This window comes from Synechococcus sp. BA-120 BA3, from assembly GCF_034931285.1.
Taxonomy (GTDB): Bacteria; Cyanobacteriota; Cyanobacteriia; order PCC-6307; family Cyanobiaceae; genus Cyanobium.
In genome coordinates this window covers 1-13,383 of the sequence record NZ_JAYGHZ010000282.1, presented here as the reverse complement: position 1 = coordinate 13,383, position 13,383 = coordinate 1, and the positions used below count along the sequence as shown (strand labels likewise).

The window sequence follows — 13,383 nt, the reverse complement described above, 5'->3', positions numbered from 1 at the left end:
GGCCCTGCACGCTCTGAAAGGCGCCACCGGGCTCCAGGGCGCCACCGAGCGGGTCCCCCAGCACCAGCAGGTCCAGCTGGTCGGACTTGGCGTTGAGGTTGCCCTGCACCGGGGATTCGACCCCGCCGATGGCCATCGCACCGCGCAGGTCGACCATCTGGCCGATCGGGGTGGCCCCGTCGATCCGCAGCTGGACGGGCACGGCGGGGCCGCCGCTGAAGGACTGGTAGCGGCCGCTCCAGCGGCGGGGCATCTGCTCGGCGATCAGCCGGGCCCGGGCGATCGGATCGAAGGTCTCCACTTCGCCGTTGGTGCCCCCGTCCTGGTCGAGGGCCTGGATCTCGGGGCGGGTGAAGGGCACGAACCCATCGGCCGGCAGGGGGCTGGCGGCAAGCAGCGGGCTTGCGGCAAGAACCGGGCTGGCGGCGAGCAGCAGGGGCACGGCGGCCAGAGGCACCGGCATGGCGTGGGTCTCGGGGGCAGAAGGCAGACTAATCGGGATGCGCCCGTCCGCCGCAGGCTCCCGACCGTGACCGCCATCGCCCCTGTGACCTCCCGCGACGATCTGGTGATCGCCGGCCGCCGCTTCCGCAGCCGCCTGATGACCGGCACCGGCAAGTACCCGAGCCTGGAGGCCATGCAGGCCAGCCTGGAGGCCAGCGGCTGCGAGATCGTCACCGTGGCGGTGCGGCGCGTCCAGAGCGGCGCCCCGGGCCATGGCGGCCTGATGGAGGCGATCGACTGGAGCCGGATCTGGATGCTGCCCAACACGGCCGGCTGCGCCACCGCCGAGGAGGCGGTGCGGGTGGCCCGGCTGGGCCGGGAGCTGGCACGGTTGGCGGGCCAGGAGGACAACAATTTCGTGAAGCTGGAGGTGATCCCCGACTCCCGTCATCTGCTCCCGGATCCCTTCGGCACCCTGGAGGCCGCCGAGCAGCTGGTCAAGGAAGGCTTCGCCGTGCTGCCCTACATCAACGCCGATCCCCTGCTGGCCAAACGGCTGGAGGAGGCCGGCTGCGCCACGGTGATGCCGCTGGGATCGCCGATCGGCTCGGGCCAGGGCATCCGCAACGCCGCCAACATCGCCCTGATCATCGAGAACGCCGGCGTGCCGGTGGTGGTGGATGCGGGTCTCGGGGTGCCCAGTGAGGCCGCCCAGGCCATGGAGATGGGCGCGGACGCCCTGCTGATCAACAGCGCCATCGCCCTGGCGGGCGATCCGCCGGCGATGGCACGGGCGATGGCCCTGGCCACCGAAGCCGGTCGCACGGCCCTGCTGGCGGGCCGGCTGCCGCAGCGGGCCGAAGCACGGGCCAGTTCACCGCTGGAAGGCCGTGTGACGAACCATTGACGATCGGGCCGATCGCCGGCCCGCTCCATAGGGTTTGCCGCAAACCGATCCCCAGCCATGCAGGTCACCGAAGAAGACGGCGGCAAGCTCAACGCCTTCGCCAAGGAGCCCCGCATGGTGCTCCAGGAGGAGGGGGAGACCAGCGGCGCCAACCGGATGCTGCTGATCGGCGGCCTGGTGCTGGTGGCCGTGATGGTGGCGGTGGCGGCCGGCATCAGCTGAACCGGTGGGGGCCTCTGAGGCCTGTAGTAGCTTGCCCGTCTGAGCAACTGCTCGTTCAGGAGTCTGGGGTGAAGGTTCTCGTTCTCGGCGGCGACGGCTTCTGTGGTTGGCCCTGTGCCGTGAACCTGGCGGAAGCCGGACACGACGTCGTCATCGTCGACAACCTGAGTCGACGCAAGATCGACATCGACCTGGGCGTCGAGTCCCTGACGCCCATCGCCACGATCCAGGACCGGCTGCGGGCCTGGGAACAGGTGGGCGGCCGGGCCATGTCCTTCGTGCACCTCGACATCGCCCGGGAGTACGACCGGCTGCTGGAGCTGCTGAGCAGCGAGCGTCCGGCGGCGATCGTCCACTTCGCCGAGCAACGGGCCGCCCCCTACTCGATGAAGAGCAGCGCCACCAAGCGCTACACCGTCGACAACAACGTCAACGGCACCCACAACCTGCTGGCGGCCATCGTCGACAGCGGCCTCGACGTCCACATCGTGCACCTGGGCACCATGGGCGTCTATGGCTACGGGTCCCACCGGGGCGCCACGATCCCGGAGGGCTACCTGACGGTGGAAGTGCCCCAGCCGGACGGCACCTGCTTCACCGAGAAGATCCTGCACCCCACGGATCCCGGCAGCGTCTATCACATGACCAAGACGCTGGATCAACTGCTGTTCTTCTACTACAACAAGAACGACGCGATCCGGGTCACCGACCTGCACCAGGGCATCGTCTGGGGCACCAACACCGAGCTCACCCAGCGGGATCCGCGGCTCACCAACCGCTTCGACTACGACGGCGATTACGGCACCGTGCTCAACCGCTTCCTGATGCAGGCGGCGATCGGCTACCCGCTCACGGTCCACGGCACCGGCGGCCAGACCCGGGCCTTCATCCACATCCGCGATTCGGTGCGCTGTGTCCAGCTGGCCCTGGAGCACCCCCCCGAACCCGGCGAGAAGGTGAAGATCTTCAACCAGATGACCGAGAGCCACCAGGTGGGTGAACTGGCCCGCAAGGTGGCGGCCCTCACCGACTCTCAGATCAACTATCTCCCCAACCCCCGCAAGGAGGCGATCGAGAACGATCTGATCGTCGACAACCGCTGCTTCATCGAGCTGGGCCTCAAGCCCACCACCCTCGATGATGGCCTTCTGGCCGAGGTGGTGGACGTGGCCCGCCGCTGGGCCGACCGTTGCGACCGCTCCAAGATTCCCTGCCTCTCCGCCTGGACCCAGCGCCAGGCCGAAGCGATCAAGGCCTTCGCCTGATCTCCCCCCGTGAAGATCGCCTTTTTCACCGAAACCTTCCTGCCGAAGGTTGATGGCATCGTCACGCGGCTCACCAAGACGGTGCAGCAGCTGGTGGCCGCCGGCGACGAGGTGCTGATCTTCTGCCCCGAAGGCGCTCCCGATGGCTACATGGGCGCCCGGGTGGTGGGGGTACCGGCCATGCCGCTGCCGCTCTATCCCGAGCTGAAGCTGGCCCTGCCGCGGCCGGCGGTCTCGGAAGCCCTCGACCGCTTCGGCCCCGATCTGGTTCACGTGGTGAATCCCGCTGTGCTGGGCCTGGGGGGCATCTGGCTGGCCCGCAGCCGCGGTCTGCCACTGGTGGCCAGCTACCACACCCATCTGCCCAAGTACCTGGAGCACTACGGCATGGGGATGCTGGAGCCCCTGCTGTGGGAACTGCTCAAGGCCGCCCACAACCAGGCCCAGCTCAACCTCTGCACCTCCACCGCCATGGTCGAGGAGCTGGCGGCCAGGGGCATCCAGCACACGGCCCTCTGGCAGCGCGGCGTCGACACCGACCTGTTCCGCCCCAAACTGGCCTCCGGCGCCATGCGCGAGCGGCTCCACGGCGGCCATGACGACACCGGCCACCTGCTGCTCTACATCGGCCGGCTCTCGGCGGAGAAGCAGATCGAGCGGATCCGGCCCGTGCTCGAAGCCATGCCCCAGGCCCGGCTCGCCCTGGTGGGGGACGGTCCCCACCGCCAGCAGCTCGAGCGCCATTTCGACGGCACCGCCACCACCTTCGTGGGCTACCTGGCCGGCCAGGAGCTGGCCTCGGCCTATGCCAGCGGTGACGCCTTCCTGTTCCCCTCCAGCACCGAAACCCTCGGCCTGGTGCTGCTGGAGGCGATGGCCGCCGGCTGTCCGGTGGTGGGGGCCAACCGGGGCGGTATCCCCGACATCGTCAGCGACGGCGTCAACGGCTGCCTCTACGACCCCGACCAGCCCGCCAGCCTGACCACGGCCGTGCAGCGGCTGCTGGGGGATCCGGCGGCCCGCCGTCAGCTGCGCCTGGCCGCCCGCGAGGAGGCCGAGCGCTGGGGCTGGGCCGGTGCCACCGCCCAGCTGCAGGCCTACTACCGCCAGGTGCTCCAGCAGGGCCGCCTGCCCCAGGCCGCCTGAGGGCCCTCAGCCCGGACGGACCGCCACCGGCGGCTTGACGCCCCGGAACCAGACGGTCATCAGGGCCTTCACCATCGGCGCGGCCACGGTGCCGCCGTAACCGCCGGAGTTCTCCCCGAAGGCGACGATCACCAGGGTGGGGGTGCCGGTGGCCGGGGCGTAGCCGCCGAACCAGGCGTGGTCGGGGCGGGGAGGATCCTCGGCGGTGCCGGTCTTGCCGGCCACGGGCGGCAGGTTGGGGTCGTTGAGGATCGTGGCGGTGCCGCTGGTGACCGCCTGGCGCAGGCCGGCATGCAGCACCCGCAGGGTGGCGGGCTTCAGGCCGATCCATTTCCGCGGGTAGTCGCGCTCCACCAGGTGGGGCGTCACCAGCCAGCCGCCGTTGGCCACGGCGGCGTAAAGCCGGGCCATCTGGATCGGCGTCACGGTCACCGCCCCCTGGCCGATCGAGGAGGTGATCGTGTCGACCGGGGTCCAGGGTTCACCCAGCGCCTCCTTCTTCCAGGCCGGGTCCCCCAGCAGCCCCGGGGATTCCTCGGCGGACAACTCGCTGCCGGTACGGCTGCCGAAACCCAGGCGCCGGGCGGCCTTGAACATCTCATCGGGGCCGACCATCAGCCCCACCTTGTAGAAGAAGCTGTTGCTGCTCACCCCGAGGGCGAAGGGGAAGCCGATGCTGCCGAAGGAGCCGTGGTCGGCGTAGCACTGGCCGTAGTAGCAGAAGGAGCCCACCGTCGGCACGGTGGAGTTCTCGTTGAGCTTGCCGGACTCGATGCCGGCGATCGTGGTGATCACCTTGAAGGTGCTGGCCGGCGGGAAGCCCTGGAAGGCCCGGTTCAGCATCGGCGCCTCGGGCCGGTTGAGGCTGTTCCACTGGGCGGTGGTGGGGCCGTCGGAGAAGATGTTGGGATCGAAGTTGGGCCGGCTGGCCATCGCCCGCACGGCGCCGGTGCGGGGATCCATCGCCACGATCGCCCCCTTGCGCACCCCGTCGAGGGCCTTCTCCGCCGCCCGCTGCAGGTCCAGGTCAAGGGTGAGGCGCAGATCCTTGCCGGCCTTGGCGGGCTTGTCCCCCAGCACCCGCTGCACCTGGCCCTCGGCATTCACCTCTAGCTGCTGGCCGCCCCACTCGCCGCGCAAGTGGGTTTCATAGACCTTCTCCAGCCCGCTGCGGCCGATGCGATCGCTGATGCGGTAGCCGTGGTCCTTGAGGGCGGCGTACTCCTCCTCGGTGATGCTGCTCGTGTAGCCCATCACGTGGGCCCCCAGGCTGCCGTCGGGATAGGCGCGCAGCACGTCCTCGGACACCTCCGCTCCCTGCAGGGATCCGGCCTGCTCCCGGAAGCGCAGCACCTGCACCGGGGTCAGCGAAAGGGCCAGGGGAATCCGGAAACCCTGGGCATTGGCGCCGCTGCGGCGCTTGGCCTCGAGCCGGTCGGCGGGGATCCCCAGCAGGCCGGCGAGCCGGTCGCGCAGGCCGGGCCAGCGGCGTTCGTCGACCTGGAGGGGCTGGAGATAGAGGTTGTAGGTGAGCCGGTTGGTGGCCAGCACCCGGCCCTTGCGATCCAGCAGGCGCCCCCGCACCGGATTGCGCGGCAGCAGGCGGATCCGGTTCTCGTCGGCCATGGCCCGGTTCTCGGCCCCATGCACCAGCTGGAGCCAGGCGAGGCGCCCGAGGATCGCCGCCAGCACCAGCAGCATGAACGTGAGCAGCAGGGCGGCCTGGTGGCCGGTCCCTGTGTGGCGGGTGGAAGAGGACCCGAGCCCGCCGCCGGCAGCGCGCACCATCAGCCCAGTCGGCTCTGGAGCAGGGCCAGACGCGTCTCGATGCGCTCCAAGGCCGCCAGCAGCTCGGCCGGATCCGCCGGGCTGGGGGGCGGGGTGGCGTCCCAGGGGGGTGGGGTGGCCCCGGAGGCCGGGCCAGCGGAGCCCTCTTCAGCGCCGACGTCGCGCACCTCCACCTTCATCACGGGGTTGCCCAGGCCTGGCTGGAAGCGATCAAGGTTCTCCCTCACCTGGCTGGCCGCGGGTTCCCCCTCCTGGCGCAGCTGGCCGAGGGGATCGGCACTGGTGCCGTCGAAGGCGGCCAGCACCTCGGCCGGCCCCCCTTTGCGGACCCGCTCCACCACCGCCAGTCCCACCGGCAGCACGTCCTGCATCAGGGCCAGGCGCAGGGAATCGAGGGGATCGGCAGCCATGACGTCGGAACCCGGACCGGGCTTTCCAGTCTGACGTGCGGAACGGCCCGGGTCAGGGTGCGGGTCGCTGCACCCCGGGATCCACGATCACCTGGCCGCAGAAGCGGGTGCTGCCCAGCCACCAGCCGCCACCAACGGCCAGCACCAGCAGGACGCTGAAGGGGAGCAGGGCCTGGCGGGTGCCTTCGAGGGAGAGCCACTCCAGCCAGCCCCGCAGCCAGCGGTCACGGTCGAAGCGGCGCCGCTCCCTGAGGCTCTCCTTGCCGCGGCGGTCGAGGGCGCGGGCCACCCAGCGCTCGAAGGCCTTCTTCTTGGTGACGGCCATCTTGCGCTCCACCTCCAGCAGGTGGCCGGCGCTGAGGTCAGGGTTGAAGGTGCTGATCAGCTCCAGGCTCTTGAGGAACATCTCCACCGCCCCTTCCTTGATCGCCAGGTCGGCCGGATCGAGGGCCTCCCAGTCGACCTCGGGGTAGAAGCGCAGACGGTTGCTGCGGATCTGCTCCTCCGGCAGCTGGCCGGGTTCCCGCAGCCAGCGGTCGGTGTTGGCATCGAAACGACGCCAGTACAGGAAGGGGTTGAGAAAGACGGTCTTGCCGGCCAGCAGGATGCTGTCCTGCTGCAGGCGGCGGTGCAGCTGGGGGTCGTGCTCAGCCCCGGCAGGGCTGCCAGCGACGGCGGGGGAGACGGGAGGCACGGAGCGAACGGCCGGGTGCCGAGATTATCGAAGCCGGCCCGCCGGGGCCAGCCCGGCGGTCCCGCCTACTCCCACTCGATCGTGCCGGGGGGCTTGCTGGTGATGTCGAGCACCACCCGGTTGACGCCGCGCACCTCGTTGACGATGCGGTTGGAGATCAGCTCCAGCAGGTCGTAGGGCAGCCGCGACCAGTCGGCGGTCATGCCGTCCTCTGACGACACGCAGCGCAGCACGATCGGGTAGGCGTAGGTGCGCTTGTCGCCCATCACACCGACGCTGCGCACGGGCAGCAGCACGGCGAAGGCCTGCCAGATCTCGTCATAGAGGCCGGCATCGCGCACCTCCTCCCGCACGATCAGGTCCGCGTCCCGCAGGATGTCGAGCTTGTCGTCGGTGACCTCGCCCAGGATGCGGATCGCCAGGCCGGGGCCGGGGAAGGGGTGGCGCCCCACGATCTCCTGGGGCAGGCCCAGGCTGCGGCCCACCTTGCGCACCTCGTCCTTGAACAGGCGCCGCAGCGGCTCCACCAGCTTGAACTGAAGATCCTTCGGCAGGCCGCCCACGTTGTGGTGGCTCTTGATCTTCACGGCCACCCGCTCGCCGGTCTTGGGGTCCACGTTGGTGCCGGCGCTCTCGATCACATCCGGATAGAGCGTGCCCTGGGCGAGGTAATCGAAGGGGCCGAGCCGGCGGCTCTCCTCCTCGAACACCCGGATGAACTCGGTGCCGATGATCTTGCGCTTCTCCTCTGGATCGGTGATGCCGGCGAGCTTGGAGATGAAGCGTTCACGGGCATTGATGTATTTCACGTTGATGTGGAACTGGCGATCGAAGAAATCCATCAGGAACTCCGGCTCGCCTTTACGCATGAAGCCCTGGTCGATGAACATGCAGGTGAGGCGATCGCCGATCGCCTGGTGCAGCAGGAAGGCCAGGGTGGAGGAATCGACCCCGCCGGAAAGGGCCAGCAGCACCCGCTTCTCGCCCACCTGGGCGCGCACCTCGCCGATGGCCTCATCGATGAACGCGGCCGTGGTCCAGTCGGGGATGCAGCCGCAGATGTGATAGACGAAGTTGCGGATCATCACCATGCCGCAGGTGGAATGCACCACCTCGGGATGGAACTGCACCCCGTACAGGCGGCGGGCATGGTCGGCCACGGCCGCCTCGGGGGTGTTGTCGGTGTGGGCCAGCCGCACGAAGCCCTCCGGCAGCGACTCCACCGAATCGCCGTGGCTCATCCACATCGTCGAGCCCTCCTCGACGTTGGTGAGCAGATCGACCGGGTCGTCGACGTGCAGGGGCGCCTTGCCGTACTCGGCCCGGCCGGCGGCCACCACCGATCCGCCCAGCTGCTGCACCATCAGCTGCATGCCGTAGCAGACCCCCAGCACCGGGATGCCCAGGTCCCAGAGGCCGGGGTCGCAGGAGGGGGCCCCCTCCTCGTAGACGGAGCTGGGGCCGCCGCTGAGGATGATCCCCTTCGGATTGAGGGCCTTCAGTTCCGCGGCGCTGGTGGTGTAGCCCATCACCAGGGAGAAGACCTCCGTCTCCCGCACCCGGCGGGCGATCAGCTCGGAGTACTGGGAGCCGAAATCCAGGATGACGATGGCCGGGGGACGGCGGGAACCGCTGGCGTGGTCCCGTTCCGAACCCGGTGGTGCGGTCTGCGTCGTTTGGGACATCGGCTCGTTGGCGGCCAGGACCAGGGCCAGGTCGCCCGTGCCGCAGCAGAGGTCGAGCAGGCGCTGGCCGGTGCAAGGGCGCAACCAGAGCAGGGCCTGACGCTTCCAGAGACGGTGCAGCCCCAGGCTGAGCAGGTCGTTCAGCTGGTCATAGCGCGGGGCGATGGTGTCGAACAGATCGCTGATCTGCCGGGGATCAACGGGGGCCAAATCGGGGCGGAACGGGGGGCTGGATCGGGCCTCAGCCCTCGCCCTGCAGGGTCAGGGAGTCGTCCCAGGGCAGCACGATCGCATCCAGGCTGACGCCGGAAGGCTCATTGTCGGGTACCACCAGACCGCGGGCCTCGAGCCGCACCGGGCTGGTGAAGGTGAGCACCATCACGGTGGCCAGGCCCACCGCCGCCGAACAGACCATGCAGCCGGCGAGCATCAGGGAGAACTCGCGGCGGTCGGTGGCGGCCTGCATCAGCTGGAGCGCCCAGGCCACCAGCGCGATCACCACCACCACGACCACCAGGGCGATCACGGTGAACAGGGGCGTCGGCAGCAGCAGGAAGGCGTTCACCGATGCACCAAGGACCACGGACGTTTCTCAATGTTACGGGAAGTGAACGAGGCGGTGCGATCGTCGCTGCCCCGGGCGGTTCAGCCCGCCGCCAGGGCCGTCAGCAGGGGCCGCAGCGGCAGACCCCGCTGCAGCAGGTCGGTCTTGATCTCCTCCACGGTGAGCACCCCGTCATGGAGCAGGGAGGCCAGCAGGGCGGCGGAAGCTCCGGCGACCTCGAGGGCGGCGGCGATGTGGTCGATGCAACCGGCACCTCCAGAGGCGATCACCGGCACCTCCACGGCCTCGACCACCGCCCGGGTCAGGGCGAGATCGTATCCCGCCTGGGTGCCGTCGCCGTCCATGGAGGTGAGCAGGATCTCCCCGGCCCCGAGCGCCACCACCCGCCGGGCCCAGGCCACCGCATCGAGGCCGGTGTTCTCCCGCCCCCCCTTGACGAACACGTCCCAGGCCGGGGGCTCCCCGCCGGCGGTCGGCCGGCGGCGGGCGTCGATGGCCACCACGATGCACTGGCAGCCGAAGCGATCGGCGCCGGCCGTCACCAGCTCGGGGGTGCGGACCGCCGAGGAGTTGAGGCTCACCTTGTCGGCGCCGGCCCGCAGCAGCTCGGTGATGCCCTCGACGCTGACGATGCCGCCGCCCACCGTGAAGGGGATCGTCACCGCCTCGGCGGTGCGGCGCACCATGTCGATGAGGGTGGCGCGGCCCTGGTGGCTGGCGGCGATGTCGAGGAAGACCAGTTCGTCGGCCCCGGAGGCGCTGTAGCGGCAGGCCAGTTCCACCGGGTCACCGGCGTCGCGCAGCCCGACGAAATTGACCCCCTTCACCACCCGGCCGTCGGCCACGTCGAGACAGGGGATGATCCGCTTGGCTACCACGGGTTCGCTGTTAGGGTTGCGCGACTTTCTAATCGCGCCGGACATGGCCCAGGCTGGCATCACCATCGGTTCGAAGGTGCGGGTCACCCGCGTGCGCGATCGGATCCCGGCCGGTCTGGTGGCCGCCCTCAAGGCCGATGCCACCGGCACGGTGAAGGATTTCCGTGTCACCGACGGCACCGGCATCGGTGTGGTGGTGGAGCTCAGCGGCGGCACCACCACCTGGTTCTTCGACGACGAGATCACCCCTGCCTGAGACGGCCCAACCCATGAGCCAGAGCCCCGAACCCAGCGCCGGCTCCCCAGGCGTCTCCGGTGGCGCCCGGCAGCTGCTCGGGATGAAGGGCGCCGCCGGCACCTCCAACATCTGGAAGATCCGGCTGCAGCTGATGAAGCCCGTCACCTGGATCCCCCTGATCTGGGGGGTGATCTGCGGGGCGGCGGCCTCCGGCAACTTCCACTGGACCCTGCCGGAAGTGGGGGCGTCGGTGGCCTGCATGCTGATGAGCGGGCCGCTGCTGGCCGGCTACACCCAGACGATCAACGACTACTACGACCGCGAGATCGACGCGATCAACGAGCCTTACCGGCCGATTCCTTCAGGGGCCATTCCCCTCGGTCAGGTGCGACTCCAGATCGTGGTGCTGCTGCTGGCGGGGCTGGCGGTGGCCTGGGGACTGGATGTCTGGGCGGGCCACAGCAAGCCGGTGCTGCTGCTGCTGGCCCTGGGGGGCTCGTTCGTCAGCTACATCTATTCGGCGCCACCGCTGAAGCTCAAGCAGAACGGCTGGCTGGGCAACTACGCACTGGGCGCCAGCTACATCGCCCTGCCCTGGTGGGCCGGCCAGGCCCTGTTCGGCCAGCTCACCTGGGGCACGGCCCTGCTCACCCTGGCCTACAGCCTGGCGGGGCTGGGCATCGCCGTCGTCAACGACTTCAAGAGCGTCGAGGGGGACCGGGCCCTGGGTCTGCAATCGTTGCCCGTGGTGTTCGGCATCCAGCGGGCCAGCTGGATCAGCGCCGGGATGATCGACATCTTCCAGCTGGCGATGGTGGCGGTGCTGATCGCCATCGGCCAGCACTTCGCCGCCGTGCTGCTGGTGCTGCTGATCATTCCCCAGATCACCTTCCAGGACATCTGGCTGCTGCGCGATCCCGTCGCCTTCGATGTGAAGTACCAGGCCAGCGCCCAGCCCTTCCTCGTGCTGGGGATGCTTGTCACCGCCCTGGCGATCGGCCACAGTGATCTGACCCGTATCGCTGCGCTGACGGCACCGCTGCCATGACCAGGGTGGGCCTGTCCACGGCCACCACCGGACCGCGGCAACCCGGTGAGCCACCGCCCAGCCGTCCGTCGCGCCCCTCCGGCTGGCGCCTGCTCGTCCCTGCCCTGGCGGCGGCCGCCGCCGGCGGACTGGTGGCCCTGGGGCAGACCACGCTGGTGCGCAACCTCGACGGCATGCTGCCCGATGTGGGCCGCATCACCAGCTTCAACCGGCCGGGGACGATCACGATCCTCTCCTCCGACGGCCAGGTGGTGCTCAAGAAGGGGCCGGCCACCCGGGAGAAACTGCCCGCCGGCAAGATGCCGCTGCTGATCCAGCGCGCCTTCGTGGCCGCCGAGGACCGGCGCTTCTACCAGCACGACGGCATCGATCTGTTCGGCATCAGCCGCGCCCTGCTGCGCAACCTCCAGCAGGGGGCCGTGGAGGAGGGCGCCAGCACGATCACCCAGCAGCTGGCCCGCACCGTGTTCCTGAGCCAGGACCGCACGATCATTCGGAAGCTCAAGGAAGCCGCCCTGGCCGGAAAGATCGAGCGCCAGTTGAGCAAGGCGCAGATCCTCGAGCAGTACCTCAATTACGTATACCTCGGCTCCAGCGCCTACGGCGTTTCCGATGCCGCCTGGATCTACTTCTCCAAACGCCCCGACCAGCTCACCCTGCCGGAGGCCGCCCTGATCGCCGGCCTGCCGCCGGCCCCTTCGGTGTATTCGCCGCTGGTGAATCCGGAGGTGGCGCTGCGCCGGCGCTCGATCGTGCTGCAGCGCATGCGGGAGGCGGGATTCATCGACGATGCGCAGCTGCAGCGGGCCGAGGCCGCCCCCCTGGCGCTGAAGCCGGCGGAGCCGAAGTTCTTCTACAACCCGGCGCCCTGGTACACCAGCTGGCTGGAGCAGGAACTGCCCAAGGTGCTCAGCAAGGAGCAGCTGGAGGTGGGCGGGCTGACGATCCGCAGCGGCCTGAACGCGGCCTGGCAGGCGGAGGCGCAGAAAACGATCGACTCCTACGCCACCGGCAGCATGGAGGGGGCCCTGGTGGCCATGGAGCCCGGCACGGGGTTGGTGCGGGCGATGGTGGGCGGCAAGGACTGGGAGAAGACCCAGTTCAACCGGGCCTCCCAGGCCCTGCGTTCCCCGGGCTCCACCTTCAAGCTGATCGTGTATCTCACGGCCCTGAAGCAGGGCATGAAGCCGGAGGACACGGTGGTGGACTCGGCCCGCTGCTTCGGCAAGTACTGCCCGAGGAATTTCGGCAACCGCTATATGGGCCGGGTGAGCCTGTCCACGGCCCTGCAGAACTCCCTCAACATCGTGGCGGTGGGGCTGCTCCAGAAGCTCGGCTACGACCCGGTGATCGCCACCGCCAAGAGCCTCGGCCTGCACCGGGAACTGGGCCGCTACCTGTCGATGGCGATCGGCTCCAACGACCAGACGGTGCTGGACATGACGGCGGCCTACGCGGCGCTGGTGAACCGCGGCGTGTACATCCAGCCGCTGCCCTTCGAGGAGATCTACGGGCCGGAGGGGCAGCTGCTCTGGTCGCGACGGGCCAACGGCCCCCGCGGCACCCGGGCGGTGAGCAGCGACATCGCCGATGCGATGGTCTGGATGCTGCAGCAGGTGGTACGGGGCGGCACCGGCGGCGGCGCCGCCCTGGCCGACCGGCCGGTGGCGGGCAAGACGGGCACCTCCGAAGGGGCGCGCGACCTCTGGTTCATCGGCTCGATCCCCCAGCTGACCACCGGCGTCTGGCTGGGGTACGACAACAACCGCGGGACGGGCACCACCAGCGTGCTGGCCACCTACGCCTGGCGGACCTTCATGGAACCGGTCACCAAGGGGATGCCGGTGCAGAAGTTCCCGCCCAAGCCGAAGCTCACCGGCAGCTTCAAGCCGGTGCCAGGCAAGAAGACCACCGAGCGCGACGCCCGGCCCCAGGACAGCGGCAGCCGCGAGACCCCGCGCTGGCAGCCGCCGGTGCAGGAGCCCGCCCGCACCGATCCCCCCGAGCGGGAGGCGCCCACCGAGCAGCCGCCGTCCCAGAGCGAGCCGACCCAGTCGGCGCCACCTAACAATCCCGTCGCCGCCCCCCGCTCC

General features: G+C 69.8%; 14 protein-coding genes. 7 read left to right on the top strand and 7 right to left on the bottom strand.

The window, feature by feature from the left end:
- The coding region (locus VB737_RS11310) for a hypothetical protein (RefSeq protein ID WP_500313032.1) at positions 1–463 on the bottom strand (463 nt) is incomplete at its 3' end.
- Between the two features lie 66 nt (positions 464–529).
- Between VB737_RS11310 and VB737_RS11305 the strand changes: the two genes are divergently transcribed.
- From VB737_RS11305 to VB737_RS11290, 4 genes are all read left to right on the top strand, one after another.
- Positions 530–1,351, top strand: a complete 822-nt coding sequence (locus VB737_RS11305) for a thiazole synthase (RefSeq protein WP_500313030.1) — start codon at positions 530–532, stop codon at positions 1,349–1,351.
- A 57-nt stretch (positions 1,352–1,408) separates the two neighbouring features.
- Positions 1,409–1,573 (top strand): photosystem II assembly protein Psb34, encoded by a 165-nt coding sequence (gene psb34 / locus VB737_RS11300; protein WP_094587070.1) that lies wholly within the window; start codon positions 1,409–1,411, stop codon positions 1,571–1,573.
- A 68-nt stretch (positions 1,574–1,641) separates the two neighbouring features.
- Positions 1,642–2,838 carry an NAD-dependent epimerase/dehydratase family protein gene (locus VB737_RS11295; protein WP_500313028.1) on the top strand — a complete coding sequence of 399 codons (1,197 nt, stop codon included), beginning with the start codon at positions 1,642–1,644 and terminating at the stop codon, positions 2,836–2,838.
- A 9-nt stretch (positions 2,839–2,847) separates the two neighbouring features.
- Positions 2,848–3,984, top strand: a complete 1,137-nt coding sequence (locus VB737_RS11290) for a glycosyltransferase family 4 protein (protein WP_500313026.1) — start codon at positions 2,848–2,850, stop codon at positions 3,982–3,984.
- Positions 3,985–3,990: 6 nt separating this feature from the next.
- On the opposite strand, the gene mrdA is transcribed toward VB737_RS11290, so the two are convergent.
- The 6 genes from mrdA to hisF all read right to left on the bottom strand — a co-directional run bounded on the left by mrdA (position 3,991) and on the right by hisF (position 10,004).
- Entirely contained in the window at positions 3,991–5,772 is a 1,782-nt protein-coding gene (gene mrdA, locus VB737_RS11285) for a penicillin-binding protein 2 (protein WP_500313025.1), read from the bottom strand.
- Positions 5,772–6,182: a hypothetical protein gene (locus tag VB737_RS11280; protein ID WP_500313024.1), complete on the bottom strand. Its 411-nt coding sequence runs from the start codon at positions 6,180–6,182 to the stop codon at positions 5,772–5,774. Before VB737_RS11280 ends, mrdA begins: the two co-directional genes overlap by 1 nt.
- A gap of 52 nt (positions 6,183–6,234) precedes the next feature.
- The gene (locus tag VB737_RS11275) at positions 6,235–6,876 is read right to left on the bottom strand and encodes a DUF8672 family protein (RefSeq protein ID WP_500313022.1); all 642 of its coding nucleotides are present in this window, start codon (positions 6,874–6,876) and stop codon (positions 6,235–6,237) included.
- Between the two features lie 65 nt (positions 6,877–6,941).
- Positions 6,942–8,771 (bottom strand): glutamine-hydrolyzing GMP synthase, encoded by a 1,830-nt coding sequence (gene guaA / locus VB737_RS11270; RefSeq protein WP_500313020.1) that lies wholly within the window; start codon positions 8,769–8,771, stop codon positions 6,942–6,944.
- A gap of 31 nt (positions 8,772–8,802) precedes the next feature.
- The gene (locus VB737_RS11265) at positions 8,803–9,126 is read right to left on the bottom strand and encodes a hypothetical protein (protein ID WP_500313018.1); all 324 of its coding nucleotides are present in this window, start codon (positions 9,124–9,126) and stop codon (positions 8,803–8,805) included.
- 80 nt (positions 9,127–9,206) lie between these two features.
- Entirely contained in the window at positions 9,207–10,004 is a 798-nt protein-coding gene (hisF, locus tag VB737_RS11260; RefSeq protein WP_500313033.1) for an imidazole glycerol phosphate synthase subunit HisF, read from the bottom strand.
- A gap of 43 nt (positions 10,005–10,047) precedes the next feature.
- Between hisF and petP the strand changes: the two genes are divergently transcribed.
- From petP to VB737_RS11245, 3 genes are all read left to right on the top strand, one after another.
- Positions 10,048–10,260: a cytochrome b6f subunit PetP gene (gene petP / locus VB737_RS11255; protein ID WP_094586115.1), complete on the top strand. Its 213-nt coding sequence runs from the start codon at positions 10,048–10,050 to the stop codon at positions 10,258–10,260.
- A 13-nt stretch (positions 10,261–10,273) separates the two neighbouring features.
- The gene (gene chlG / locus VB737_RS11250) at positions 10,274–11,290 is read left to right on the top strand and encodes a chlorophyll synthase ChlG (protein WP_500313016.1); all 1,017 of its coding nucleotides are present in this window, start codon (positions 10,274–10,276) and stop codon (positions 11,288–11,290) included.
- Positions 11,287–13,383, top strand: a 2,097-nt coding sequence (locus tag VB737_RS11245; RefSeq protein WP_500313014.1) for a transglycosylase domain-containing protein, incomplete at its 3' end; no start/stop codon positions are given. The genes chlG and VB737_RS11245, both read left to right, overlap by 4 nt.